This window comes from Novosphingobium sp. 9U (genome assembly GCF_902506425.1).
Lineage (GTDB): Bacteria > Pseudomonadota > Alphaproteobacteria > Sphingomonadales > Sphingomonadaceae > Novosphingobium.
In genome coordinates this window covers 13,605-40,552 of the sequence record NZ_LR732493.1, presented here as the reverse complement: position 1 = coordinate 40,552, position 26,948 = coordinate 13,605, and the positions used below count along the sequence as shown (strand labels likewise).

At 59.8% G+C, this 26,948-nt stretch carries 19 protein-coding genes and 1 pseudogene; 9 read left to right on the top strand and 11 right to left on the bottom strand.

Annotated features, from left to right (window positions below):
- Nucleotides 1–47 precede the first annotated feature (47 nt).
- Both GV044_RS22650 and GV044_RS15770 read right to left on the bottom strand, forming a co-directional pair.
- Nucleotides 48–653, bottom strand: coding sequence for a response regulator transcription factor (locus GV044_RS22650; protein ID WP_159872626.1), 606 nt, complete (start codon nucleotides 651–653; stop codon nucleotides 48–50).
- Nucleotides 650–2,053 (bottom strand): sensor histidine kinase, encoded by a 1,404-nt coding sequence (locus tag GV044_RS15770; RefSeq protein WP_236555025.1) that lies wholly within the window; start codon nucleotides 2,051–2,053, stop codon nucleotides 650–652. The genes GV044_RS22650 and GV044_RS15770 overlap by 4 nt, the downstream gene beginning before the upstream one ends.
- Nucleotides 2,054–4,011: 1,958 nt before the next feature.
- Here GV044_RS15770 and GV044_RS15765 point away from each other — a divergent pair.
- A complete protein-coding gene (locus GV044_RS15765) occupies nucleotides 4,012–4,815 on the top strand; it encodes a Crp/Fnr family transcriptional regulator (RefSeq protein WP_159872622.1) in 804 nt (267 codons plus the stop codon).
- Between the two features lie 1,983 nt (nucleotides 4,816–6,798).
- Here the strand turns inward: GV044_RS15765 and GV044_RS15760 are convergent.
- Nucleotides 6,799–8,169 (bottom strand): metallophosphoesterase, encoded by a 1,371-nt coding sequence (locus tag GV044_RS15760; protein WP_159872620.1) that lies wholly within the window; start codon nucleotides 8,167–8,169, stop codon nucleotides 6,799–6,801.
- Between the two features lie 36 nt (nucleotides 8,170–8,205).
- On the opposite strand from GV044_RS15760, the pseudogene GV044_RS15755 reads away from it, so the two are divergent.
- Nucleotides 8,206–8,472, top strand: a pseudogene (locus GV044_RS15755) (transposase); the annotation flags it as partial.
- A 447-nt stretch (nucleotides 8,473–8,919) separates the two neighbouring features.
- Here GV044_RS15755 and GV044_RS15750 read toward each other — a convergent pair.
- From GV044_RS15750 to GV044_RS15735, 4 genes are all read right to left on the bottom strand, one after another.
- Complete coding sequence (locus GV044_RS15750) at nucleotides 8,920–9,480, bottom strand: fasciclin domain-containing protein (protein WP_159872618.1); 561 nt, start codon at nucleotides 9,478–9,480, stop codon at nucleotides 8,920–8,922.
- Nucleotides 9,481–9,562: 82 nt separating this feature from the next.
- Complete coding sequence (locus tag GV044_RS15745; protein WP_159872616.1) at nucleotides 9,563–10,261, bottom strand: anti-sigma factor domain-containing protein; 699 nt, start codon at nucleotides 10,259–10,261, stop codon at nucleotides 9,563–9,565.
- Entirely contained in the window at nucleotides 10,254–10,817 is a 564-nt protein-coding gene (locus GV044_RS15740) for a sigma-70 family RNA polymerase sigma factor (protein ID WP_159872614.1), read from the bottom strand. The genes GV044_RS15745 and GV044_RS15740 overlap by 8 nt, the downstream gene beginning before the upstream one ends.
- 1,174 nt (nucleotides 10,818–11,991) lie before the next feature.
- Nucleotides 11,992–12,198, bottom strand: coding sequence for a cold-shock protein (locus tag GV044_RS15735; RefSeq protein ID WP_159872612.1), 207 nt, complete (start codon nucleotides 12,196–12,198; stop codon nucleotides 11,992–11,994).
- 1,600 nt (nucleotides 12,199–13,798) lie between these two features.
- Here GV044_RS15735 and GV044_RS15730 point away from each other — a divergent pair.
- From GV044_RS15730 to GV044_RS15720, 3 genes are all read left to right on the top strand, one after another.
- Nucleotides 13,799–15,340 carry an amidase gene (locus tag GV044_RS15730; protein WP_159872610.1) on the top strand — a complete coding sequence of 514 codons (1,542 nt, stop codon included), beginning with the start codon at nucleotides 13,799–13,801 and terminating at the stop codon, nucleotides 15,338–15,340.
- Nucleotides 15,341–15,695: 355 nt separating this feature from the next.
- A complete protein-coding gene (locus GV044_RS15725; protein ID WP_159872651.1) occupies nucleotides 15,696–17,981 on the top strand; it encodes an MHYT domain-containing protein in 2,286 nt (761 codons plus the stop codon).
- 777 nt (nucleotides 17,982–18,758) lie between these two features.
- A complete protein-coding gene (locus GV044_RS15720; protein ID WP_159872608.1) occupies nucleotides 18,759–21,083 on the top strand; it encodes a right-handed parallel beta-helix repeat-containing protein in 2,325 nt (774 codons plus the stop codon).
- Nucleotides 21,084–21,168: 85 nt separating this feature from the next.
- Here the strand turns inward: GV044_RS15720 and GV044_RS21910 are convergent, their stop codons facing one another.
- Nucleotides 21,169–21,333, bottom strand: a complete 165-nt coding sequence (locus GV044_RS21910) for a hypothetical protein (RefSeq protein ID WP_201299130.1) — start codon at nucleotides 21,331–21,333, stop codon at nucleotides 21,169–21,171.
- Between GV044_RS21910 and GV044_RS21905 the strand changes: the two genes are divergently transcribed.
- The 4 genes from GV044_RS21905 to GV044_RS15700 all read left to right on the top strand — a co-directional run bounded on the left by GV044_RS21905 (nucleotide 21,328) and on the right by GV044_RS15700 (nucleotide 24,429).
- Nucleotides 21,328–21,669: a hypothetical protein gene (locus GV044_RS21905; RefSeq protein WP_201299129.1), complete on the top strand. Its 342-nt coding sequence runs from the start codon at nucleotides 21,328–21,330 to the stop codon at nucleotides 21,667–21,669. The genes GV044_RS21910 and GV044_RS21905 overlap by 6 nt on opposite strands.
- 334 nt (nucleotides 21,670–22,003) lie before the next feature.
- Nucleotides 22,004–22,282, top strand: a complete 279-nt coding sequence (locus GV044_RS15710; protein WP_159872606.1) for a hypothetical protein — start codon at nucleotides 22,004–22,006, stop codon at nucleotides 22,280–22,282.
- A gap of 270 nt (nucleotides 22,283–22,552) precedes the next feature.
- Nucleotides 22,553–23,668 carry a GGDEF domain-containing protein gene (locus GV044_RS15705; protein WP_159872604.1) on the top strand — a complete coding sequence of 372 codons (1,116 nt, stop codon included), beginning with the start codon at nucleotides 22,553–22,555 and terminating at the stop codon, nucleotides 23,666–23,668.
- Between the two features lie 398 nt (nucleotides 23,669–24,066).
- The gene (locus GV044_RS15700; RefSeq protein WP_159872593.1) at nucleotides 24,067–24,429 is read left to right on the top strand and encodes a PRC-barrel domain-containing protein; all 363 of its coding nucleotides are present in this window, start codon (nucleotides 24,067–24,069) and stop codon (nucleotides 24,427–24,429) included.
- A 93-nt stretch (nucleotides 24,430–24,522) separates the two neighbouring features.
- Here GV044_RS15700 and GV044_RS15695 read toward each other — a convergent pair whose 3' ends face one another.
- Genes GV044_RS15695 through GV044_RS15685 form a run of 3 tightly spaced genes read right to left on the bottom strand, consistent with a single transcriptional unit; the run spans nucleotide 24,523 to nucleotide 26,402 of the window.
- The gene (locus GV044_RS15695) at nucleotides 24,523–25,395 is read right to left on the bottom strand and encodes a DUF3618 domain-containing protein (RefSeq protein ID WP_159872591.1); all 873 of its coding nucleotides are present in this window, start codon (nucleotides 25,393–25,395) and stop codon (nucleotides 24,523–24,525) included.
- A gap of 3 nt (nucleotides 25,396–25,398) precedes the next feature.
- A complete protein-coding gene (locus GV044_RS15690; RefSeq protein ID WP_159872589.1) occupies nucleotides 25,399–25,851 on the bottom strand; it encodes a phage holin family protein in 453 nt (150 codons plus the stop codon).
- On the bottom strand, nucleotides 25,848–26,402 hold the full coding sequence (locus tag GV044_RS15685) for a hypothetical protein (protein ID WP_159872587.1): 555 nt from the start codon (nucleotides 26,400–26,402) through the stop codon (nucleotides 25,848–25,850). The genes GV044_RS15690 and GV044_RS15685 overlap by 4 nt, the downstream gene beginning before the upstream one ends.
- Between the last annotated feature and the right edge of the window lie 546 nt (nucleotides 26,403–26,948).

Here is a 26,948-nt window from a genome sequence, read left to right as displayed (position 1 = left end):
CGCTTCCATAATCCATCCGGGAAATATCCGGGGTTGGCAGGCGCAAATCAGAGAACATCGCCGCGGCTGAGCGCGATCAGCTGGGCAAGACCGTTCGTGCGGGTCTTGCCGGTGATGGCAGCGCGGTGGTCCTCGACCGTCCGCGCAGAGATGACGAGGCGCTCGGCGATCTCCTTGTTGGAGTGACCGCGCACCAGCAGCTCAAACACCTCGCGCTCACGCTTGGTGAATGCGGTGGTCACGGCCGCGATCCGGCGCTGGCGCGCAGACCAGGCGACACCATCACTCACAGCGGCGATCAGGCGCGCCTCGTCGATCGGCTTCTCAAGATAGTCCAAACCGCCGTGGCGCCGCAAGGCATCGACGGCATGCGTAGTGGTCGGCCAGGCAGTCATGAACACGAGCGCCACCGCGGGGTCGCGCTCACGCAGAGCATCGGCGAAGGCAAACCCGTCCATGTCGCTCATCTGAATGTCGCTCACCACACATTCAAATTGACGATTGGGCCAGGCCTTGAGCAGGTCCTTCGGATCGGTGAATGGTAGCGCGGCAATCTCGTGACGAGTCAGCAATCGAGAGACGGTCGCGGCAAGATCAGCATCGTCGTCGAGTACTGCGACTGATGACGCGACAGCTGGCGCTGGATCAATCATCTCGGTCCTCCATCAAGCAGTGCAGGTCCGGCAAGAAGTGGCAAGGAGATCACGAAGCGGACGACATCTGGTTCGTCCTCCCGCAGGAGCTGACCACCGTGTGCCTCCACGATGGTGCGCGCAATCGCCAGGCCGATGCCCATCCCGGTACCTTCGCGTGCCGCTGCCGCCAGATCCAATGGGTTGTTCACTTCGATCCGCACAGTCTCCTCATGAGTGTAAGCGAGCAGGGCAACAACTTGCCCTTGGCTTGCCGCGATCGCGTTGCGCAGTAAGTTGACGAGTGCTTGGGTTAATTCAATTTCTTGTGCGTGCACGACTAGCTCGGGCGGGATCGGCGCACAGTGCACATTGGTGCTCTGACCCCGCACTTCGAAGCGCACGATCTGGCAAGCGCTCTGGATCAGCATGGCAACCGGCAATGCGGACGGCTCATCCGCTTCGCGCCCGCCAAATCGGCGGAGGCGCCGGATCATATCCGAGAGCGCGAGAGCCTTGCGATCTACGAGCGCGGCGCTCTCGGCGATGTCGTCGCCCAAACTCGCCGTTACGGAGCGCAAGTGCGCGGCTTCGATCGCAAGCGTACTAAGCGGTTGACTGATTTCGTGAATCACTGCCACCGACATCGCGCGCAAAGTCTTAAGCCGTTCAGCCTGGTAAAGCATGCGATTGCGGCGGTCGAGTGCGGCCTGCGCTGTCTGTTGAGCATCGGAAAAGCTCCCCGCAAGCCATGTGACCAGAACGGCGGAGGCGATGCCCAAGTGAAGCTCCAGGCGGGTCCCATCATCAAGAGCGCCGGAAGAGTAAGGCAGGAAGACAAGCGCTTGGGACAGGATCGCGAACCAGGCTGCAGTCCGGCCATGACGCAAGCCGATCCAGGCACCGGCGAGCAAACTAGGAGTCGTTTGCGCACTCAACCCCGCGCGCCATAAGGCGACGGTGAGCAGCAAGCAGGCGCTCATGACAAGGCCGTCCTCCAGCACGGGTCGAAGGCTTGGCCGTCGCCAGGACGAGAAAGGTTTTGGCCGTGCGATGGTGCTTAGCCAAAGCAGGGCCGGGGCCAGAACAAGGATGCCCAGAAGATCGCCGACAGCTAAGCCTGTCAGCGAGATCGCCACGTCGACACCGCTACGATATCGCTCTGCCTCAGCGGGCAACCATGCTTCAAAAGGGATGACCAGAATGGCATTTAGCGCCGGCGCAGCGATAGCGGCCACGCCGAAGATCATGGGAGGCAGGCCAAGTGTCCCTGATCGACCGTGCGAGAGATGACGCACGAGAGCCATCGCGACGCCGTAGCTAAGCCCCGGCCGCGCTGCGCCGGTGATCTCCTGAAGGGCTGAGCTGTCAGTCAGCGCGATGGTGCCAACTACAATGTCGACGGTGATTTCCGTCAACACCAGCCAGGGCGTGAGTCTAGGGCCTCGGCTCCAAAGCACCGCAAAGCGTAGACCAGCCGGGGGGTACCATAGCGAGAAAAAGCCCGCGCCCGCCCATGGCCGCGCTGCCCAATTCGCTACTCCAAAGCACACTGCGTACAGCAGGATAAGGCCTGCGTCTGTCGCGCTGAAAGCATTTAGCGCGAGCCTGTGAGCAGAGGACGTGGTGGTGAGATGATCGCGCTTCATGTGCCGGCTTTGCCGCCACAGCGGCGGCTGCGCTACCCGGGTTCTTTCCGGAAGACGCTGGCACTGATGGTTTCGGAACACAAACTGACTTTGTCGCCATTCATTCGGCTGCCTAGGCCCCCGCACGCCAAGCAGGAGCAAGCGGCCGCTTGAGAGCTAGCGCGGGAGCGTCGCACGGTAGTGAATCAAACTTACGAGCGAACCGCGTTGGAAGCGAAAATCCCCCGGGCAGAAATCTCGGAGCTTTAGGAAAGCGTCACCGAAGCGAAGGCCTATTCCTCTGAAGGCCTCAGTTTTGACTATGGCTATATGTCGTCGACGGCGGCGCGCCAGCCTAGCCTAGCCTAGGCTAGCCTAGCCTGGCCTAGCCCGGCCCGTGGTTCTGCGTGATAGCGACAGTCGTGGTGGCGCAACTCAGGGGCGGCTTGGGCGCGTCAGCTCGGCGCGTGTGGCCGGGCCCTACTATCAAAAGGGCAACTTGCCTCTTCGTCGTTGCTCGGAGAATTGACCTCCTTTAAAAGGGCGGCGGCGATCAGGATATTATGATCGCCGCCGCATAGTTGAAAGAAGACTCTCACGAGTCCTCCGGGTCGCACCGCAGCTATACTCGAATTTGCACCGCCGATGAACGGTCGTTCATCGTGCGGTGCCGTACCGTCGTCGCTGCCCCGCGGAGCCTCACCTGTTTAGCGCTGGGGACCTGAAACGCCGGTCACATCTCCCGGGTATGCCCCGACTCGCAAGGCGGAACCGCTCGGACGGACTTTTGGGGGGGCGGCCAAGTCGACGGCGGCCCTTGCCAACCTGAAGACATGAATGACGGAGCGAAGCTGTAAAGCAGAAGCTTGGGCCTGAACGGCCGCACATGGGTGGGAGTGCTGGAGGTTTAAAAGGGCTCGCCGCTGTTAAGTGCTAGGTAGCGCAGGATGCAGCGGCGCTCCTGCCTAGTTCTTCAGTGCCGCTTCAAGGTTGCCCAGCACACCGAGCTGCTCAAGCAGTATTGACGCTGCTTTGTAGAAGTAGACGGACGTGACTGCGCCATCGTTCAGGTGAAACATGTCGCAGCAGGGCACGTCTATGCGCTTGCCGCTTGGAACCAGCGTGCCGCCGGTAGGTGAAGGTCACCGGTGCGTGCCCTGCAGCGGAGCTCCACAATGACCAGTTCACCCCGGTATAAAGATCGGAGAGCTCGCGGTGCATCTCCGGGAAAGCGGGGACGTAGACGTTGACTGGTGCGTCGATTTGAAGGCGTGACCCTCCCCGCCGCCCCGAACTTCGTAAAACAGCCGGCCTCAGCAGCAGCGGACATTCGCAGCTGCTAATAAACCGAGCCACACCGCACGCTTGCGAACGGGAAAGTTGGCAAGCGCGTTTGGAGCAATTTCCGTAGCGTTCCCGCGATCATTACACGCACCCCTCCTGCTTCTTTACGTTCAACAAGAATGCGGTGATTACATGCGGCGCTGGTACGACTGACTTGTATTTCGTGAATCATCAACCGTAGCGAACAGGGTGAATGCATTCAAAGCGATTTTTTGTACCGTGACGTACATTCCTAAGCGGACAGCTTACTTTCGAGGACGCGTCGGAGCAGCTGCTTAGAAGCAAATCCTTTGCTAGATCAGGAACAAAGCTTTTTGTCCATGCGTTCTTTCGGGATAAAAAGACTGTGTGACAGCAAGCACCAACGTCGGAGCTTGATGGCACGAGCCAAGTTCGGGAGCAGGTCAATGGACCACAACGTGGGCCTCCGCGACACGACCAACTGGCTTCTGCTGAGTTTGGTCGATCAAGACTGGTGGCGCGTAGCTCCATTTCTAGAGCGAGAAGTTCTTCAACCTCGCCGCTATATCGAACGCACCGGATTGAAGTCATCCAAAGTCTACTTCATCGAGACCGGGGTGATATCCAGGTTGGAGACGGGCGATCTGCGAGAGCCGATAGAAGTTGGTGTAGTTGGCCGCGAGGGCATGATTGGCGTCGCATCGATGGCACATCTGCTTCCTCAGCTCGACAGTTACGTGCAAATAGAAGCGCGAGCTCTCGCCATGGATGCCGAACACTTTCAGAGCACCGTTCGAGCAATCCCAGCCGTTCGAACGCTGGTGAGCCACTATGTTCAGTCGCAAGCGGCACAGTTTAGCCTTGCGGCGAGCGCGGGGGTAAGAGCATCTGTGCAGCAACGGCTCGCACGCCAGTTGCTGATGTTCCATGACCGAACGGGTGACGACGACTTGTCTTTAACGCATGAGGGCATGTCGCTCATGCTCGGGGTCCGCCGGGCAAGCGTGACGACTTGCATCCATAATATGGAAGGCGAGGGTCTGATCCGGGCCCGCCGCGGTTTCATCACCATTCGCGCCCGCGCCGCGCTGGAGGAGTATTGCGGCTGCTTCTATGGCGTCGCAGAAGCCCGTTACTTCGCGATCATGGGCGAAGCCGTGGAGAAGGCGGCAACGCAGCAAACATACGCGCGTTTGTCAGCCAGGCTGGGTAGCCAACATCAGCTCGGCATTCGCAACAATGCGCCATAGCACGGGTCATGGTAAAACCGAGCGTGGATGTATTCGAAACTTTTTCCCCGACGAAAGTCACTGGAAGTTTTTTTTCCAACCTAGAGTTGGGAAGATAACGGTCTTCACCTGATGAACATAGACAAGGACTGTGACGGCAAAACAGCGACACGGTTTAGGCGGCTAGCACTTCGCTACGTTTCGGTGAGCGACTTATTATAAGAATTTGAGTTTAAGTACATGTGCTATTGGCCGCCAATGGTTCGCGTTGATCAGGTCACCAGGCCGGCGTTCTCGCTTACCAGGAACCCGACTGCGCGTGCGATCTCATGGGCGTTGCTCAGTCGGCCGACCGGGATCTTGGCGACAAACTCCTCTAGCGCCGGCTCGGCACCGCGGCGAGCGTGTCGGTGCCGATATAGCTCGTCGCGATAGCGCTTACAAAGACGCCGAACTTGGCGCCTTTCTGTGCCAGCGCGTTGGTGAAGCCGTGAATGCCCGACTATGCCGAGGCGTAGTTACCTTGCCAGACTGGCCGGCCTTAGCCGCGGTCGCCCAAGCCATCGAACGTGGCTTGGCCATGTTGAAGCAGCCGACTAGGGGGATTCGCAGGACCTCGTTCGGTCCTCGTAAGTCCTGCGGTGGAGCGTGCCGCAGCGGGTGATGCCTGCACTGTTGACCACGATGTCGACCGGCCGACATAACCTCGACCTGCTTCACGCCGGCAAGCAGGCCTCGCGGTCGCCCACTTCCGACTTGTATGCGGGCTACCGGCTTCTTCGGCGGTGGCTCTGGCCTTCACCTCAGCGCACCCGTCAAAGCGAACCCACGCCACCTGATCGTAGCGGTGGCATCCGTTGCGCACAGTATGTTCATCTGAAATCAGGAAGGCGGCGAGATTTGGACCTCTCGCTCGTAGACGATGAGGACATGCAGGAACTCTGAACCCTTCCGCTCGCGTCCTCAACGGGCGTGTGCTGGTTTAAGCTCATGTTGCTTGATCAGCCAGGCCCTCTAATCCGCTGCGAGCTCTGCAGAGCAGAGTTTGTGCGGCGTTGCGCATAAGCAATGGCGGACACCTGCACGCTGTCGTGGGCCCCCAGAACTCGGCGAGGATGTCGCGCGAAGCAGGCGTGCGGGGGATGTGGTGTGCTGAATTGTGATAGTCTGACCGAGGCTGCCGGTGCGAAGATCGCTTCACAGCCATCTTGCTCTCAACCGCCTCGGTCAGGCGTGGCAAACTCCCCCCGTTTGCATCCTCTTGTCACCGGACCAACTCTTATGAGCTTTGCATGCCGGTGCTAATCTGGTTAGACCTTTAGCGCTTCTCCCAGCAACGCTACCAGTATCATTTTCCGTACGGTGACGTACCCAGCGGCTGCCCTAGCAAGACGGTTTCGCTGATATCCTCGCGGGTGCCGGAGAACCGCGGGGGTGGATCGACAAGCGTTCTCCAACCACACGGCGCACGCATACTTAAACAATGGCTGTTGGCCCTGCCAATCAGATACAGCGGACCGGCATGGGACCTCATAGCGAGCAGGTCGCAGGAGCGCGCAAACTACCCGTATTGCTGGCGCAAAGAACTCTTCGCGTTCAAACATCGACAGCCCGGGCGATGGCCACTCCTGCGCGAGCGCCTCTCGAAGTAGAGCAGCGCCCACAACGAGGGTTATGGATCGCTCATCCGCGGCTTTAGTCGAGCAGGCCCCCGAGCACAGGCGACTTGTGCAATCAGAAGACGCGGCCACAAGGCAAGGTGATCCGCAACTTCTCAGAGCTGCGCTTAGCTCAGGCCGACTGGACGATCACTCAATCAGGCTACGTAGACTGACCAACGTGGCGCCTCGAGAGCTATTGCCAAGACGATCAGCGCGGCAGCAGCGCCGGCGTGTCTCGGTGAAATTCGAAGAGCACGCTAGCGAGCAGGTCGGGCATACATTGAGGTGCTCAATCGTATTAAGCCGCTTCGGACGGTCCTCAAAAACAACGCCCCACGAGCGGTTACCTGGGAGCAGCGCCTGTTATGATCTCTAATTGTTTCCGATTGAGTTCCTGCGTCGCAATGCGGTCAGCGGTGAGGGCTGCTACCAACGCTTCGCCCTTGAGAGGTTTCGCAACTCGACCGGCGTACGGATCGACAATCTTTGCGGCAGGAGCAGCGAACGGAGTTGAAGTTGTGGCGCCGATCGGGGCTGGGTCGATACTCCGCTGAAACTCGCCTTTCGGCTTAACTTGGGGTGTCACGAGAACCGGAGGAATACCAGCGTGTAAGTGCACCGGACGAACAGCCGTTGGCGCTCTCGACGCCAAGGTCTTTGTTTCGTTCGCAGGCGGCGTCGACTTCTGTTCGGGCAATGTTAGAAACAGCGTGGAGGCACCTAGAACCGCGGCAGCAGTAACACCGGCTAATGCCCGCCGCACGGACACGATGCCGGGCGCAAACCCCTGAAGATTGTTCGCCTGATCGGGGGCGATTAAGGAAACTGGCTCGATTGCAGGCGTGGCTCTTGAGCTGTGTTCCTGCTCCAATATGGCGGCAAGCAATACTCGGATATCGCCAAAGGTGGGTTGATGGTCGGCGGTAACAGAAGCGACGTCTGAGGGATCTCTTTCATCGAACCGTCTGACCTGGATAATCCACTGTTCGTCATCCTGCAGGCCGATCGCCGAGAGGACGCCGTGTTCATGGCCACCTGTATCAAGGCTAATCCGATTGCGAGATATCTGGACTTCCTGCGACTCTACCGAGTGGCCATGTACTACGATCTTACCATGACGACGTCGGCTTTTTAGAAAGTCTTCACGGATCCATAGCTGATCGACTGCTTCTTGGGCAATCAGCGGCACGCCTGGTTTGATGCCGGCGTGGACGAAGTAATAATCGCCCATCTCCCATGATGTCGGCAGCGCTTCAATCCATGAAATCAAGGTCGGCTCGATCGTCGTTCGCATCGCCTCGATCACAGCTGCAGTAGGACCTTCGTCAATGATTCCAGGCGGAACGCCGAAAGACCTCAAAGTTGCCGAGCCGCCAAAGGTCATCCAAAACTCTGCTGCTCTTTCATTCCCATGATATGCATCGACAAGCGCTGCTTCGTGGTTGCCTCGAAGCACGATCAGTCCTTCGACCTTTTCGCTAGCGAGACCGCGAATTAGCTCAGCACTGCGGGGTCCTCGATCAATCAGATCGCCAAGGAACACGAATTTCACACGCAACGCCTTCGGGATATGCGACTTCGCGTCTGCGTAGATGGCATGAAGCAGCTCGGTTAGGAGAGTCAGTTCTCCATGGACATCCCCGATCGCATAAACTCTCTCGCCAACCGGGACGCGAGCTGGATCGTGGGGGCGGAAGAAAGATGGCAGTTGCATAGTTGTATTACGATACCAGGGGGCAAAAGGATGCAACGTCGCGGCGCGGGGGGCGAGATGGACTACGACGGTCACATCTCAAGACGCGGTGACAGCCACCTGCGCGGGCTGCTCTACGAAGCGGCGACAGTGCTGCTCACTCGCACCAAATCACAGCGCGACCTACGCAGGTGGGGGCTGCAGCTGAGAGAGCGCTTAGGCTTCAAGCGTGCTGCGGTCGCCGTCGCCCGCAAGCTAGCTGTAATCATGCACAGCATCTTGGTCACCGGCGAACCCTTCAAGGAGAAATCGGCAGCCGCCTGACTACCCAGCTCGTCAGCGTCGCAAGGCGCCACGGGACGGCCTGCCGGGACGTTGGCTGATCTATTCCGCGCCGCTTGTTTGCATAGGGTATTGAGCTCCTCAGTGCGTCATGATCCTTGGAAGGATCGCCCGCGAAGCTCCATCATGCGGCGGCACATGCCGACCGCAAAGATGACCATGCTCCTGGCAACGACATCTCCAAACTACGCTTGCAAAGGCCGCTATTAGAATACGGGTGGCAGAAGTAGGAGAGGGGGCAGGCCGCTCTGAATGCCCACATAGGTCACCGAAGCGGTGGTGCTTGGGTGCCTGTTGTCACTTGTTAGCGCGGTCGCCAAGGAATGCTGATCCGCACGATGCGTCAGTGACATGCCGGCGACAGCAAGAGAGGGGGAGAAGCTGCCGCCGGACATGTCGGCGCGCATGGGATGCGCGCCATCCTGCAATTTAGGGCATCAACACACTGTCGATGACGTGGATCACGCCGTTGGATTGATTGACGTCAGCAATAGTGATCTTAGCGGTTCCGCCCTTTGCGTCGGTCAGCATCCAGCTCTTGCCGGGGCCCTTGCTGACGATCAGTGGCTCGCCCTGCACCGTGGTCAGCGTCGCTTTGCCGCCGTGGGCCGCAGCGTTTTTGGCCAGCATTGCGGCGCTCATCTTACCAGCCACCACGTGGTAGGTCAGGATCGAGGTGAGGGTGGCCTTGTTTTCAGGCTTGACCAGTGTGTCGACGGTACCAGCGGGGAGCTTGGCGAAGGCGGCGTTGGTGGGAGCGAAGACCGTGAACGGCCCGGGGCCGGAGAGCGTCTCGACTAGGCCGGCTGCCTTTACTGCGGCAACGAGGGTCGTGTGGTCCGTGGAATTGATGGCGTTCTCGACGATGGTCTTGGTCGGATACATCGCCGCGCCGCCGACCATCGGATTGGGCTTGGTAGCGGCGAATGCGCCGGTTGACAGCAGTGCTGCGCTAGCAACGATCATGCCGATATTCTTGAGATTGGACATCTGAACTTCCTTCTCCGGCAGCCCGGATCGCGGGGTGCGGAAGGAGCTACGGCAGCGTCGACGCGGCGGATGCACCGCAGGCTCAGATTGTCGAAATTTTTCCTGCTGCGATCGGCGCGCTGCTCGGAGCGCGGTGAGGCGCGCCCTCGCGGGGCTCGAGTGTGATCGCCAAAGTGGCGCCGTCCTGCAGCAATGCGCGCGTTTCTGGCGCTACGGCGACCTTGCTCACCCCACCGGCCGCCACCAGGCCCAGCGAGCGCGGCACGCCATCGGCCGGGATGACCCACAATTCCGGTGCCAGCGCGCTGACCGGCATGCGCACCGCACGAATACGCAGCACCCCGCTGGCCGGATCGTAGTTCGCGGCAAGCAGCGCCGCGGCAGCCTCGCCGCCGAGTTGCGCGACAGCGGCCTGTCCGTCTGGGGGCGCGTCCTGTACGGGTGTCGGGAAGGGACGAAGCACGATGAACGCTGCGAGCGAAGCCGCGAGCAATCCGCTGGCGATGGCTCCCGCGCGCCATCGCTTGACGAGGCGGCGCAGGCGATGATCGCCGGACTTCGACAATCGGCCTTCGATGGCCGGCCACAGATCGGTGGCAGGGCTCTCCTCGAATGCTTCGTGCAGCGGTTCGAGCCGCTCGCGCCACTGAGCGACGGCGGCAGCGAAAGTACGATCGGACAGGCAGCGCCGCATTGCCTCGGCGCGATCCTCGCCTTCAAGGAGGCCGAGCGCCAATTCTCCAGCCAGGGTTTCGAGTTCCGGCGGTAAGATGTCAGTCATGGCCGAGGCATCCCTTGAGCTGGAGCAGGCCCCGGCGCACCCAGCTCTTCAGAGTACCCAGTGGCACCTCCATAGCCTGGGATAGCTGCAGGTAGGTGAGCCCGTCGAAGAACGCGGCGTGTATCGCTCGGCGAGGCCGCTCGTCCAACGCATCGAGGCAGGCGACGATACGCGCGCTTTCCTGTGCGAAGGCGATGGCCTCCCATGCCAGCGGCGCTCCGTCAGCGACGGCCTCTGCCGCGCTCTCCGGCAGGAGTTGTATGTGATTTGCACGGCGCCAGTCGAGCGCAGTGTTCCGCGCGATTGCGCAAAGCCAGGTGATCGGGCTCCCCCGAGCTGCTTCGAAGCGCCCGGCTCTGTCCCAAACCTTGATGTAGACCTGTTGCAACACGTCCTCGGCACCTTCGCGATCCTGACAGATACGCAGGCACACGCCAAAAAGCTTCGCGGATGTCGCACGATAGATTTCCTGCAGCCCGGACTGCTCACCTTGAGCCACGCGCGCCAAAGCCGCCACCAGGCGCTCGCGCCGGACACTTGCAGTGATCTCGTCCATCGCCTGCTTTGCCCCCCGCAACCAAAGCGCTCGTCGCTTAAGCCAAAGGTAGCCGTTGTGCGGCTTGCTACCAACTGGCGATCGACCGGCAATCTCAACGCGGTCGCTCTCCCATCGCCTGCAGCCTCGCACCCATTCCCTAATCGGGTTGCATCAGCGATCCTCTCGCGTCGCATCGATCATAGCATGCCAGGTAGCGGCAGCTTGAACTGCGCCGCTTCTATGTGGGCGCCTAGCTGCTCTCGCGCCGGCGCGGAGTGCAGGCGATGTTGGCTCACGAATTGCGCTTAGTGCGGAGATGACCGCATTTTTGAGCCGCTCTTGTGTAGCGAGATCAAGTGCGTCCCATTCATCAACGCCGCTGGCACTGGTGGCGAACGCCCGCGCGGCACGTTCGATTGAAGTCATGTTCATGAGACCGGTTAAGCCAAGGAGGCAGTCACTTGCAACAGCCTCTCCTTGGCGTCGAGCCTTTTAGCCGCGCCCAATCTCCGCTGTTGCCAATCTGCCGCGGCAGGTGGCGAACAGGCGTACGAGCTGGGGTAGGTGCGCCAGCTGCCGGACATCGTCAGTGCGTGCTGCCGAACCCCGGTCTGATCCTTTCTTGTTCAGCGTCGTCCTCTGCAGCTCTTACGCCGGTGAGAACGTCGAGCATGCAATTGAAGAACTCGAGAGCCTCGTGAGGCGCTGTGAGCGGAAGCTTTACTTTGGCCCCGCTCAGAGCCAAGTCGACTTCCTCTGCGCCCGCTTCTCGAAGGTGGCGCACGAATTCCTCAACAGTCATCCTGGTTCTCCGACGGCGGCAACTGCACGCACGATGTTCTTTGTCCAAGCATACGTTCCGCCTCGCGATCGCATTAAGATGTGCGACCGTTCTGTGAGCTACTTTGTCGTGTACTCACCCGGTTGAGCCCGGAAGTTATCTCTCGCGAAAGCGCGCGCCGCGTTGGCCGTGCTGAAGCTCTCCTCTTGGAGAGCGGCCGATACCAGTGGATAGCCGCGTGAATTGTAGCGCGTGGTTCTGACCGTGAGGCGGAAGTTTCCGTGCTCGTCCTTGTTGATAAGGAAAGGGCGTGTACTGGCATCTGACATCAAGCTGCTCCTGGTGGGCGGCAGCTCGCACTACCGATGATCGAACAAGCGGACGGCCGAAATCGTCCGCTTGGGGATGAGATCACGCCGACTGCAGGTTTACGGCAGAAGCCTTGCCCCGACGGTCGGTCTCAACGTCATAAGACAAACGCTGATCCTTGTTGAGCGTGTTCATGCCGGCAGCTTGCACCGCAGTGATGTGCACGAAGGAGTCTTCGCCACCGTTTTCAGGCGCGATGAAGCCGTAGCCCTTGTCGGCATTGAAGAACTTGACAGTACCGATGGTCATGATGGGTATCCTTTGTCCCATGGGAATGAGCATGCGCCAGATCGGCACACCCCAGCTTCGGCGAGGCTTGTTAGGGACAAAGAGGGAGCATGGCTGCCCGAGAGTCCGTCGCGTGCGACGTCAGCAAAGCATGTGTACGCTCCCGCAGACCAAAGAGCAAACGCAGAGCAGCTGGCGTTCCCAATTGGCGGATCGCCGTACCCGCAGAACATTGCAGAAGAGGCTAGACGAGCTTGTCGCCACGACGGCGGTCGAATCACGCCTGTCCAGGTGTCGCACGCTTCCGAATGGCCGCGGTCAGCTGCTTCTTGATAGTAGGCCCGCTGAAGTGCTCTGCAATGCTCGCATAGCCCTCAGCCTTGAGCTGCCTGCGTATATCATCAAGGTTATGGCAGCCTCCGCTGCGAGCAAGATCGAATGCTCTGCCAACGGTGTCATCACTCATCAGAGGTTCGCGGCTTCTTGGAAAACCGATCAAGCTGGCCTGACGCCGCACTGCCGATGGTAAACTCGAGGATGACAGCCATTCAACTCGGCGTCGGAACAGGCGCCGGCGTACCCTTCAACGAAGGCTTAGAAGCATTCGGCTTCGACGCAGCTGCTTTCTTTGGCTTACGATCTTCTCTGCCTGACTTCTGTTGACCCTTGGCCATGGTATCCTCCAAATTCGAAATTGATGTTATTCGTGAGACGCGATGGTGGCGTGGCAAGCCTGGAGGCGCAGCGCCTCGGCAGCGGCTGCGCACTCAACACGGTCCTTGTAGCCGCCGCAGTCGGCGACGAGCATCCCATCCGGGTTACGGAAGCTCCAGTGCCAATCGCCACCCCCAAACAGAGTTGAAGTGAGCCTCACTCGATCGGTCCGATAGATCTCAAAGGTAGGTTGCCCATCTTTCGCAGGCGTTTTACCGAAAGAAGTGGGCGCGGAACATAACGTGGTTTCATCGTTAGCCGCAGCAGGCATTCGCCGGTTACCGCGAGGGGAATATCTACTCATGATTGTCCCCAACGATTTCCGGAGCGCGGTAGAAGGGGAAGCGTTTAACCACCTCGTCAATAACGTAAGCTCTTAGCCTTTCTCGTATCTGGTCCGCACCACTGCCGGTCGTGCAGACCAGATGGGTTCCGCCAGACTGTAGAGGTTCAAGAGCGCTGATCGAGATGCCGCTCCGGACGCAGTGTGCCTTCACCTCGGCTTCCGACAGCTGAAGATTGTTAGCGCGACTCACCGCCTTTGTGCTGCAGTGAGGCGCTCGCCGCATTCAGAGTAGTGGTTGAGGTCCATAGCGCGCACCCACGTGTAAGCGGGAGCGCAACGGTCTCTCAGCCGAGGATGCCTACGATCAGTTGATCCCCGGTGGAGGCGATGTAGGTCGTTTTGCTGCAACATGCAACGGACTTGGCGGACCAAAGCTGACATCGTGGAGCTCGCTAAGGCGGCCGCTTGTCTAAGATGGGCAAGTGGCAGTTTGTGAGAAGCGCCCCATCACCGTTGAAAGCCCCTAAGGTGGGTAACTTCGATGTGCGTAGCCACCGGGCAAAGATTGTCACTCTGAGCCAATTTTTGCAGTATCCTGGGAGCAGCAAGTAAGGACAAGCTATGCCGTTGACGTTTGCAGCCCTGATCCTCGCGGCGAGCACGCCTACAGCTGTTCGCCAGGCTCAGGCCAACACCGAGGCTGCAATCGCTCGCATCCAGACGCGGGACGTTGATCTGAACGCAGTCATCGCACTGGATCCGACCGCGGAGTCGCAAGCACGGGTCCTGGATGGCCAAGGCGCCCGTGATCGCCCGCTGTTCGGGCTTCCCATTCTGCTCAAGGATAACATCGAGAGCGCGGGGCCGCTTCCCACAACGGCGGGAAGCCTTGCGTTGGCAGGCAACGTCACTGGTCGAGATGCTCCTCTCGTACAGCGGCTAAGGCACGCCGGCGCCGTCATCCTTGGTAAGACCAACCTCTCAGAGTGGGCCAACATGCGCTCAAGCCACTCGATGTCCGGCTGGAGCGCGGTCGGCGGGCAGACGCGCAACCCACACGCGCTGAACCGCACGCCGTGCGGATCGTCGTCAGGCAGCGCCGTAGCGGTCGCAGCCGGCATGGTTGACGCGGCCATCGGCACTGAAACGGATGGCTCCATAACGTGTCCTGCCGCTATCAACGGGGTTGTTGGTTTTAAGCCCACTCTCGGCCTTGTTAGTCGATCCCGGATCGTTCCGATCAGCCACAGTCAAGACACTGCTGGGCCGATTGCCAAGGACGTCAGCACCGCCGCCCGCGTGCTCACGGCAATTGCCGGCTCGGATCAAGCGGACACGGCCACCCGCGAAGCCGATCGCAGGCGCACCGATTACGCCGCTGCCCTGCGGACGGATGCCTTGATGGGAACGCGGATCGGAGTGCTGCGATTGAAGGCGGGCTGGTCGCCGGCGGTTGACGCCCTGTTCGAGCGTGCGCTTGCAGTGCTCCGCGCGAAGGGGGCGATCCTCGTCGACATCACCGAACCGGAAGGTCGCGACAAACTGGGTGAAGCCGAGTTCACCGTGCTCCTCAGCGAATTCAAGGCGGACCTCAACGCTTATCTCGCAACCACGCCGCCAACTGTGACGACGCGCACGCTCGCGGACCTGATTGCCTTCAACGCCGCCGACCCGCGCGAGCTCGCGCTATTCGGACAGGAAGTATTCAAACAGGCCGAGGCCAGCAAAGGGCTCGAGGACCCTGACTATCTGGCCGCGCGCGCTCTTTCCTTGCGCCTTGCCGGAGCGGAGGGCATCGATGCCATGCTGGCCAAGAACAACGTTGTCACCCTCGTAGCTCCGACCGGACCGCCGGCTTGGATGATCGATGCGGTAAACGGCGACCAGAGCAATGGCTCGGGCGCCGGCAGCCTTGCCGCGGTCGCTGGGTACCCGCACCTGACCGTACCGATGGGAGCCCTCAAAGGCCTACCCGCGGGTCTGTCATTCATAGGACCCAAATGGAGCGACGCACAGATCCTCTCATTCGGTTACGCCTACGAGCAAGCGAGCCTTGCCGAAGTTCGTCCGGCCTTTCTTCGATCCGTAGAGGACGCCCGCACCGTAGCCCCCTTGCTGCTTCCTTTCGACCGGAAGGCGCATGTCGGTGTTTACAGCGACTAGAATTGTACTGATGGCGCTGCGACTGTTGACGCCATTCCATGGCTAGGTGAGCCGCCGGGAATTCGTGCCTGGCTCCCGGGCGACGTGGCGGGAAGGAACCACGATCCCGGATGTTTAACGGTGCGCCTGAGTTAGCGCAGCAACATCGGCACAAATTCTCGGGTGTCCAATCCACAACCTCGTACACCTGGTCCCGCAGCAGAACTTGGGTCAGCCCCCTGCCGGACCTGCCAGCGCAGAACGGGACGGGTGCAGGCTCGCGGAGCCACCATTAAGTTGATGTTCCGCCTTGATTCTGCATATGCGCGATCAACACGGCGACGGCTCAACGTCGCTGTACGAAGGAGGAGGGCGCATGGCCGTTGTTGGATCACACAACCATTGGCTGGTCGCGCTGTCGTTCCTGATCGCGATCTTCGCATCGTACACTGCTCTTGATCTCGCCGGACGGATCAGAGCTGCAGAGGGACTGTTCCGCCGGCTTTGGCTCGCAGCGGCCGCTGTGGCGATGGGCGGCGGAATTTGGGCGATGCACTTCGTCGCGATGCTCGCGTTCACAATCCCTGGGATGCAGGTCAGCTATGACCTGGGGTTGACCGCGTTATCCTTCCTGGTGGCAGTGGCCGCGACCGGCGCCAGCTTCGTATTCATGAATCGGTCGGACTACAGCACGGTCAAGCTTGCCGCCGCGGGCTTGTTCATGGGGCTTGGCGTAGTGGCCATGCACTACATGGGCATGGCCGCAATGAAGATGCCGGTCGATCTCAGCTACGACCGGGCCTGGCTCTCGACATCGATCCTGATCGCCATGGGCGCTGCCACCGCAGCCTTGTGGCTTGCTTCGCGTAACAGCCATCAGGTTGAGCGCGCGGCGGCAGCTCTGGTGATGGGTCTGGCCGTCGCTGGTATGCACTACGCAGGTATGCGGGCCGCCTTGTTCACGGCACATACCGGTACGCACGGGAGCGTCGCCGCGCCTGCGATGGGGCAGACGGCGCTGGCCATCGCTGTTGCAGCTGCAACCTTCCTGATCCTGTTTCTCTCACTTGTAGCCGCGATGTTCGACCGGCGGTTCGCCGTGTTGGCTGCACGCGAGACGATGGCGCTGCGTCAAAGCGAGGAGCGGTTTCGCTCCCTATATCGGGGAACTCCGCTGCCGCTTCACTCGCTCGATCGGGATGGTCGACTTGAGCAGGTCAGCTATACCTGGTTGCAACTGCTGGGCTATACCGAGGATGAGGTGGTTGGGCGGCCACTCGCAAACTTCCTGGCCGAGGCGTCGGCCCGCCGATTTCTCCAGGTCGACTGGCCCGCCCTCATGGAGCATGGTCAAGTTGACGGGTGCGAGTATCGGGCTGTCACCAGGCGAGGAGACTTCCTCGACGTGATCGCAGCGGCTCGCGTCGAGCGGGACAGCACGGGCGAGTTCCTGCACATTCTCGGCGGGCTGACGGATGTCACCGAGCGCAAAAGAGCCGAGGAGGCTCTGCGGCAATCTCAGAAGATCGAGGCGATTGGCCAACTTACCGGCGGCGTCGCACACGACTTCAACAATCTGCTCGCCGTGGTGATCGGCAACCTTGATCTCCTGCGCAAGCGCTTGCCTGAGGATCCCAGAACGGCGCGTCTTGTGCAGGGCGCGATGGAGGGCGCGGAGCGCGGCGCTCGGTTGACGCAGAGGCTACTAGCCTTCGCGCGCCGCCAGGACTTGAAGCTTGAAGCGGTTGACGTTCAGCAGCTCATCCTCGGCATGTCCGACTTGCTGCAACGATCCCTTGGTCCCAGAGTGCGTGTGCGGACCCACTTCCCCTTAGCTCTTCCGCTGGCTTACGCAGACGCTCATCAGCTCGAGCTTGCCGTCCTCAACATCGCGGTGAATGCCCGCGATGCAATGCCGGATGGCGGGGCACTAGACATTTCGGCAACTCTCGAGGCCATCGAAGCGCCCGAGGATGGCCTCTGCCGGGGCTCCTACGTAAGGTTGGCGCTTGCCGACGAGGGGCAGGGCATGGATGACGAGACGGTGCGACGGGCAACGGAGCCGTTCTTCACGACCAAAGGGGTGGGGAAGGGGACAGGTCTTGGTCTCTCCATGGTGCAAGGGCTCGCGGCGCAGTCCGGTGGACGGATGCGAATAAAGAGCCAACTGGGCGCGGGCACCGTGATCGAGCTGTGGCTGCCGGTTGCCGGAGAGATCGAAGGTTCGCTCTCGTCTCCGCCGTTGCCGGGCCAAGACGATGCGCACGACACCGGCTGCCTTACGATCATGGTTGTCGACGATGACGAACTGGTGCTGGCAAACACCGCCGCGATGCTCGAGGATTTGGGACACCACGTGCTGGTGGCCGAGTCTCCGCAAAGTGCAATCGACCAACTCGGACAGCGAGCTGACGTCGATCTGGTCATAACGGACTTCATGATGCCGAGCATGACTGGCGTCGAGCTCGCTTCGGTTCTCCAGAAGGCGGATCAAAGTTTGCGTATTCTGCTCGTGAGCGGCTTCGCAGAGCTTTCTACCGAGCAGTCTGGGCAGTTGCCCATGCTGCGTAAACCTTTTAATCAACAGGCACTTGCACTTGCGATTGGGCAGGTCTGCAAACGCAGCAAAGTCGTGCCGATCCGGCCAGGGATCACCATCTGACAACGGCGGTGCTTGGACTCGGTCCGGCTGACACGTTGGCGCTGAGAGTCACCATCGAGTTGATGTTCGGCACAGGACTGCTCGATATCTTGGCGCCGACATCGCAAGCCTGAGAGGCAAACTCTCTAACCCCTTCACCGCTTTGAAGAGGGCCGCTTCGCAGCGGACCTATGCGCCGTTCATCGTGCTAGTTGTGCGAGGGTACCAACAAGCTCACAGTCAGCCTGTCAGTACTCCAATCCAAGTCGAGTCGTCCAGCAAGCTGCCGCTCTAATTCCTACATTGCAAAACTAACCAGTTAGAGGCTGTGTGCCGAGCTAAAAATATTTCAAGAAAGTTTTGGGTATTGATGGGGTACCTCAGGATGCTTGCTAAGCTCGATGCCGAGCGGGCGACTGTAAGCGGATCGTATCTTGTCGACCGGATTAGCACCACGTTGGGTATTAAGATTTTCCGCTGCGACGCTCGTGACCATGGCGAGCGCTGCGGCACGCGTGGTCCGAATCCGAGACCAGAAGAGCGTTGAAGGTGGGGCGCTTCAGCTCAGATTAAGGCTGCCTCTCGCCTAGCCCGGACGCAAACTCCCCGGCCTCCAGCATACACGATGTAACTACGACAACACCGTTGCATACGCATCATTGATGCGCGTTCCAGGAAACCTCGATGCCTACGTCTCTCTTCTCAAACGTTGTTCCGACGAAATTGTTCCATGTTGCAGTAGGGAGTGGAGCCGGCAATGGCAGTGCCACTCGCCCATTTCACTCAATCCAAGAAGCAGTGAATGCTGCCACTCCGGGCACTGCAATCATGGTTCATGCAGGAACATATATCGAGAGTGTCAAGATCCCATGGAACAGAAGCGGAGCAAGCGATGCTCCTATCTGGCTAGTGTCTGCTGACGGCGCGCAGAAGGCTAACATCATTGCCGAAGACCCTTCCAAGCCGGTCATCCAGGGTCTGGGTGTCGACAACTATATCATTCGCGATTTCAAACTCAGTAGCGGATACGACGGTATACAGTTTTCCCAAAGCGGGCGTGACTTTACACGAACTGTAGACAACGTGCTCATTCGGAACAACGTCATCATGGACGTCGCTCATGATGGGATCAAGGTTGGCCAAGCCAACAATGTCCAAGTGCTGGATAATCGTATCTCGGACGTCGGATCAGAAGAGGGGATCGATTTCGTAGCAGTGACCAATGCGGTTATTGCGCACAACGAAATCTTCGACGTCGGGGGCTCGTCAGCTGCGATCTTTGCCAAAGGCGGCTCCACCAACATTCGGATCGAAGGCAACTACATACATGACGTGAGGGGTGACGGCATTTCTGCCGGCGGCAACACTACGGCATCTTCGTTCAAACCGGGCTATAAGGGGTATGAGGCAAAGAATGTAGATATCATTGGCAATAAGATTGAGGATGTTGGGAAGCGGCCCGTCAGTGTTCGAGGCGCCACAGATGTCGATGTCACCGGCAATTCCCTCGAAGGGTCCGTAAAATATGGCAACGCCGTATATGTAACCACCGGTAGCCCGGGCTCAACCAAGCCGAGCTATTCAAAAGATGTGGTCGTTACCGATAATGTGCTCTCGTCGATCGATGCCGTTCTGAAGATCGACAGCGGCAACAATAACAGTATCGCGCAATCGGGCAATCAGACCGGGGTTTGGAAGCACATAGTCGGTCCGCTGGCGAGCGAAATACCGCTTTGGGGTAGCGCACCAGCGAGTCCTACTCCTACTCCTACTCCTACTCCTACCCCGAAACCAACACCCGCTCCAGTGCCCGTGCCGCAGCCACCAACTGGGCCGACTCCGACACCAAGTCCTGCGCCAGATCATAGCAGCGCACCCCCGACTTCGCTGGCACGTGATAGCGCGCCAAGCCTCAGCACGATTTTGGGTACATCAGCTAAGGATGTCCTCGTCGGCACCAGCTTGGCAGATCGGATCGATGGTCTCAGCCGGGAAGATGTGATGAGCGGCGGCAAGGGCGACGATACCTATGTTGTCTCTGGGTACAAGGACGTGTTGTCCGAGGCCAAAAACGGAGGGGTCGACACCGTCGAGCTTTTCGACACACGATACTTTCTGAGCGATAATGTCGAGAACCTGATCATCAAGACCGCTGAGGGTGCGGCAGCGATCGGAAACGTAAGCGATAACAAGCTCACTGGCGGCAACGGCAGTGACGTAATAATAGGAGGCGCCGGCCAAGACGTTCTAACTGGAGGCGCGGGCGCTGATCTCTTCATCATTGGACAACATGATGGGTCTGACACCATCAGGGACCTCAATGCGGATGATCGTGTTGCTTTGTCAGGCGTTCAATTCAGTACCTTTCAAGAACTAAAGGCCAGCTTTACCCAGGTCGGCGCTAATGCAGTTCTCGATATGGGCAATGATCAGATACTTACGCTATATAATACCACCGTGGCGAGCCTCACACCTAAGCAGTTCTTGTTCGACAATCTCCAAGCCCTCGCCCAAGCCTCTGCAGGCTGGGCCAATGATGTCGGCGGCGCTACCAAGCAGGCCGACTGGATGACAGGAAGTGCGGGGAACGATCGCATTGATGGCGGCGCTGGCGCGGATATCATGTCTGGTGGAGCAGGGAGCGACACCTACGTTGTTGATGATGTTCGCGATGTCATCAACGAGTACGCAAAGGGCGGGATCGACACGGTGGAAGTTACTGCACGCAGTTTCGAGCTTTCAGCGGGCGTGGAGAATGCCGTTATCAAGAACAGCAGCGGGGTGGAAATCGAGGGCAACGCCGATGCAAACCGCATAACAGGCGGCGACGGTGCCGACTGGATCGTGGGCGGCGGCGGCAATGATGTCCTCACAGGAGGCGGCGGTAAAGATGTGTTCGCCTTTTCAGGGCTGGACGATGGAATCGATGTAATTAAGGACTTCGCTCGCGGACAAGACAAACTTGATTTTCGAGCCCTATTTGACAAAATCTCTGGCGGATCCATTGCCGTACAATCCTCCAGTGTAGGCTTGAACGTATATTTTGATCATGCCGGTCAGCACGATCTTATTGCAGCCCTTATGGGAATCACCGCGATCTCTAATGCCGATTATCTAATCTGATGAACGAAATGCGCTAGCCAACGCTGACATGCCGCCGGCATCACTTAGCAAGGATGTGGACCTATGAACCGTCTGGCCATCACTGCTAATTCAGCAGCGCCTCGATGACGGATACGTTACGGACCTCGCCGATCAGCGCGCCGATGACCGGCTCTTTACGCCGAACGCACAGCAGGTCTTCTGACGTGCGCCGGTCCAAAGACAGAACGTCGCCATAGGCGGCGAGTATCGCCAGGTGAGGGTCGTGCAAGTCTCTTCCTGGCAGCTTCTCCCGCGGCTGACGATGCGCCCGGATCGCCTTCTGATCGCGACGTTGAAGATGAGGTCCAAAGAGACATGCCTCACGCTATGGAAGGGCCGGCCAGTCATTTCGATCAAGGTCGGCGATGGCCTGATCGCCTGCTATGGCGCGGCCGAGCGCTACGTCACGGTCGAGCAGGGCCGGGCGACACTTGTAGGATTGCGTGGTCTGGGTGCCGTTCGGACGATCGATGAGGCCAACGCGGCCAATCATATTGAAACGGAAGTTCTTCGCGCAATCTACAGTGCCAAGGCCGGTTGGGAGAGGGCCGGTGATCCATCATGAACGCTGGTATTCTCCCCTTACTAGAATTGCACCGACAGGCAGATGCGCGAACCTTCCGTGCACCAAGTTGCCGAAACTCGACTACCAGATGGAACAAGGGAGTACGCCGCTGGTTTGATCCACGCGAACCCGACTTGCAGGCGCTTCAGCTTCAGCTTCAGCTTCGGCTGAGGCGCCACTTTCTGTCCAGCTGATTGAAGGCTTGGCTCTGGGCGGTGCCAAACCTCAGGCGCGCGAGATGCCATCGCCTGTTAGTGCGACCGTAACCAACTTCGTACGTCCGTCTGTAGGCGGCTGTCCGCTAATTCGCGCTCATAAAAACGGAGGGCGCGGGATGGCACAACAACAGACGGCACAGCTTAGTTGGGCACGGCTCGACGTCGATCCGACGGTTGATCACGCCGACGTACTTGAGCTGGCCTTGGACACCAGCTTGGTTCATGCCCGTGCGTTTCAGCAGCGGCTCGTCGAAGCTTTCGAGCCTGCAGAAGAAGAACAAAAGCCTCATGTTCCGCATCGCCTCGCCATCCTCCTGGGCCTGACCTGCGCCCTTTGGATTATGGTGGGCATCACCATAATGACGGTGCTCTACGCCTGGCCGCAGACCGCCTAATCACTAGCGCTGCGGGGAGACGCCCATTGTTGTGAAAGAGGACTTTGCAAACTTTGGCGGCGTTGCGCTGACTACAATGTTGTGCGGGCTTGCGGCCATCAGTGTCATGGTCGGTTTCAAATGCATGTTTGCTGCAGCGCTTGCGCTGCAAGGTCTAGGTCGCCCCTACGCCAGACCGATCATCCTTGGCGCTACCGCTTACGGGATTGCCGCTTTGCATCCGCTTGGCAATACAAGAGCGCTGAGCCGCTGCGCAAAGCGTGGGCCCGCGTGTCTGGGCAAGTGTTCCTAACGCGCTTGCAGAGCCTTGATCTTCCTCACAAGAGCGTAGATGCCAGCGCCGGCGTAGCGGGTCAGCCTTTATGGGCGAGCCCTTCATCGGATCGATTTCTAGAGGTGATGGTGGCACGAGTTGCAAAGCGGATTGCGTCTGAAGCGCTGTCGTTTTTGGAAAAGCAGAGACTAGATCCCACCCCGCCAAACTACACCCTAGCGTACTGCTTCGTGACAGCACCTGGCGGGGCACCTGCAAAGGAGATCGCCGCGCTGATCGAGGACGGACTGCGCCTAACGCAGGAGGCCACAGACGACATTATTTCGCGCCACGGTCTCGGAGGTAGCGGCGCGGCTGCTCTAGATCCGGAGAATGCCGCCGCTGCGCTGCGCCACCAGATGCTCAAGCTTGCAGACATCACGAGCAGCCAGACCCTCGCAACCGCCCAATTCGGACAGGACCTCTCGGCCGGCATGGGCAGGCTCGGAGATGGTCTCGCTGATCTCAGGCCTATCATCGCATCTATGATTGCTCTCGCAGCAAACGCAGAGCGGGATCTTGCGGCGGCTGCCGCTGAAACTGATCGCCTGCGACAGGATCTCGACGCGGCTCGGACGGACGCAAACATCGACGCGTTGACGCAGCTACCAAACCGCCGCGCTATTGATGCGATCCTGGCGAAGCTAGAGGAGGCGAATGAGCCGAGAGTTCTGGCCTTCTGCGACATCGATCGCTTCAAGCGGATCAACGACAATCACGGCCATGCCGCCGGTGACAGAGTACTGGCCGCCGTGGCAAAAGTTCTAAGCGATGCATGCCAGGGCAAGGGAGTTGTAGCGCGATGGGGCGGCGAGGAGTTCGTGGCCGTCTTTCAGATGACGCCCATAGAAGAGGCGGCGGCGATCATCGAGGCTGCACGACGCTCTCTGTCTCAGAAACGCTTCAGAGTCAGGGAAACGGAACAGCCCCTGGGCCTCGTAAGCTTTTCAGCCGGCATCGCGGGAGGACACGGTCCAAACTCGTTGATCGCCGCTGCCGCGGACGCGCGACTTTATCGGGCGAAAGAAGCGGGTCGCAACATCATCATCAGCGAGGGCGTGGATCAACGGTGACCTAACACCTGCCAAGCTACGCTACTCTAATGGAAAAAGCAGCCGGCCGACGCGCAACCGACCGTTGCTCTGGCGCGCGCGCCATCGATTATGGCTGTCACGCACTAGGGAACTCCGCACGACTCACATAGAGTGGTGCAGTCCATCCATATCCCGACCTATAGAGACCGCCGAGGGTTTGTGTCGGCAAGAACGCAGAATATCGACATTGCAGCATAACCTGTTCTCGCGATTTTTTGGCTCTTTCCACCCGCTGGAGTCGAGCCGTGATCCTCAGGCTTCACGAGGCGCGCGCGCCTGCCGTTCACCAGCTCGGAACGGAGCAGGCAGCTAGTGCGTTCCGAAACGGAGGGAATGTTTGCGTCCCTAATCTCGTCTGAAAACATGCAGGAGCGCCTATGTCTGCAGCCGCCGAAGCCACTCCGACGCTCGTTGAAGCCCAGACGTCAAACCTGAAGGTGCGTACGCGTGACGGCGACAACCTGGGCCACATAAGCGCTTTGATGGTCGACAAGCGTTCGGGCCAATCGACCTATGCGGTGCTGAGCCTCGGCGGCTTCCTCGGCTTGAACAAGAGCTACTATCCCGTCCCATTCAGCCTGCTGGGCTACGACGGCGCGAACGACGAGTATGTCGTCACCATTGATCGGCGAGTGCTCGAGGGTGGGCCGAGTTGGGCCAACAACGCTCCCGACTTCAACCAGTCGTATGCCGATCGGGTCTCGAGCTACTTTGGGACCGAGGTCACGCGTATCGCGTAACGTGGCAAGCGCCTGAACGCACCGGGTGCGGCTTGGGTCACGAGAATGCCGCCGCCTGATTGGCATGGGCGGCGGCTGTTTTCTTGCGGCTGCTCAGAAGGATGTGACGGACTGGGCATTAGGTGCATTGGGCGCTTGCTCACCGGCACCTGGGGACGCGACGTGCTCCTCTGCTGCGGCGATCAGGTCGTCCTTCTTCTCGCGTGCCGCGCTCATCAGGTGGTCGGCCTGCTCTGACGCGACGTTGCGCGCTTTCTCGCCGACGCTCCCAAGCGCCTGCTGTTCAGCTTCGCTCTCCGGAAGCAGGCTTCCAAGGAACGCGCCAGCGGCTGCCGCCACAAGGCCGCCGATCAGCGGGTTGTTGCTGTAGAGCTGCTGACCCTTGCCGACTGCGGCTCCAGCAGCGGCGCTGCTGCCGCTCGCCATAGATTTGCCCGCCTGCGCAGCACTGTCAGACCATGCGTGCCGGCGATTGCGGAACGCGTCGGCCGCCTTGTCAAGCTTGTCGCGGAAGCTGTGGTCATCATCGTCATGAGCGCGCTCGATCATGAAGTAATTGGCGCGTGCAGCATCACGACGGCGCTGGTAGCTGGCGTAGTCCTCGCCATCGCGCTCTTCGACACGCTCCATGTGCGATACGTAGTCGCGATGATGCGGATCGACGCCGAACGATGGATTTGGCTCGCTCTTGTGTCGTTCGAACTTGGGCAGCTTGGCGTCGTTGTCGCTCACCAGCCAGATTGCGCCGCCTGCGATCATGGCCAGCGCGAGCGGGTTGCGGCGCGCTCCATCGAGCAACATACGCGCGTCGACGTTGTTACTGTCTGCCTTGTCCAGCAACGCATTGAGCAAATTGCGGGGCGTGAGTTGATCGCCTATAGCGTCGACCGTGCGGCTCATTTGTTCCTGAGTCTGCCGGATGTCGCGCTCGATCTCCGCAGGATCTTGGTAAGTTTGATCGGTCATGTCTTATGCTCCGGGAGTAAGTTCGCCGCGTACGGCGTCAGGTGTACGCTCAAGCGTCCTGCGGCTCCGTTCTGGCGAGAGGTGCGCAGCGTTCATCTTCTTGCGTGCGCCGGCGTAAAGAATGGCTGCGACTACGAGGGTCACCACGCCTACGATCAGCGTAGCGAGTCCAAGGTTCTCGATGGCGTCGCCGAGCAGATAGGCGAGCCCCATCAGGACCACGCCGAGACCGGCAATGCCCACCACGGCCGCGCCGAGCATCCCAGCGACGGCGACCTTTAGATCGTTAGTGGTCTCGCGGACCTCCGCGAGGATGAGCTGAAGCTGCTGCTCAGCGAGGTGCGACCCTTGGCTGGTGAGCTGCCGGACCAGATCGACGATGTTGTCCTGGGTCTGCGCGGACGCTGTTCCAGTGCGTGAAGCACCGCCGGGGAAAGGTGCTGGGTCGTTGTTCATAGCGAGGTCCCCATGGTCTGCGGGGAAACGGGACTTGCGGCGCCGCCATCGCTGGTGAAGCTCGTCGGTGTTGCTGCGCCGGACCCCTCGACCGGATACGTTGCGAAAGACTCCGTCGCAGATGGTGCCTGTTGGTCGAAGTTCGAGGGCGCCTGACCGCTCTGGGTGCCACCGGCCTTGAACACGCGCGAGGCCGCGAAACCAAGCAGCGCACACCCTGCAAGAAAGCTTCCAGGCCGCTGACGTGCAAACTGCTGCACGTCCCTCATGAGCTCGCGAGAGTCCTTACCTTCAACCGACTGTGCCAGCTGTTCAATCGACCTGGCGCCCTTTTCAAGCGCGGACTTCACCCAGCTGGGCGCGTCGCTACCAAGGCCATCGGCTACGCTGCCCAACGCCGAGGACACTGCGCGTGCCTGATCTGCGACCTCCCCCTTTCGGCTGTCTGCTTCGGACCGCAGCCGATCGGCGGCAGCGCCGGTCAACCTGCCGGTGTCCTCGCTTAATTCGTCCCGCAGGCCGCCGCCTGCACGATTATCCTGATTTTGCATAGTTCCGTCCTTTCGACGATTGCATAAGAAGAAGCCGATGCAATGCAGATAGTTCCGCAGACATGGTGGGGCGCAATAAGCCTGAGACCAACCGGGGCGCTTTACTTCGAGCCGATGAGCTTCTGCGAGGACAATGCCGCCGCGCCACTTTTAACCTATATCTATCCACGCACTCATGAACGTCGCAGCACGTCACGCGCAGCGAACGATTTAGGGGGGAGGGCCACACATCGATTACGTTCCCAATCAAATAAACTACGGCCAAAGCTCCGTAACGAGCGGGCAGGCCAAACGGCCACAAATGATCTCCGCGATTGGTGAGAGGGATCTATAAATTGCGGCAAAGGGTTCGCAATCTGACTTCAATTTCCTGTGAGGCGGCAGCCCGAAATAACAGAGATTGCTCAATGCCGTGAGAGTTGCCTCATCGCGGTAACGCCTATGTTACGTTCCTTTCTCATCGGCTTGGTCGCCGGGCAGTGCGCTATGACACTGTTGGCGGTGATCGCCACGGCCACACGCCAGAGCGATGTCCCAGCTGATCTG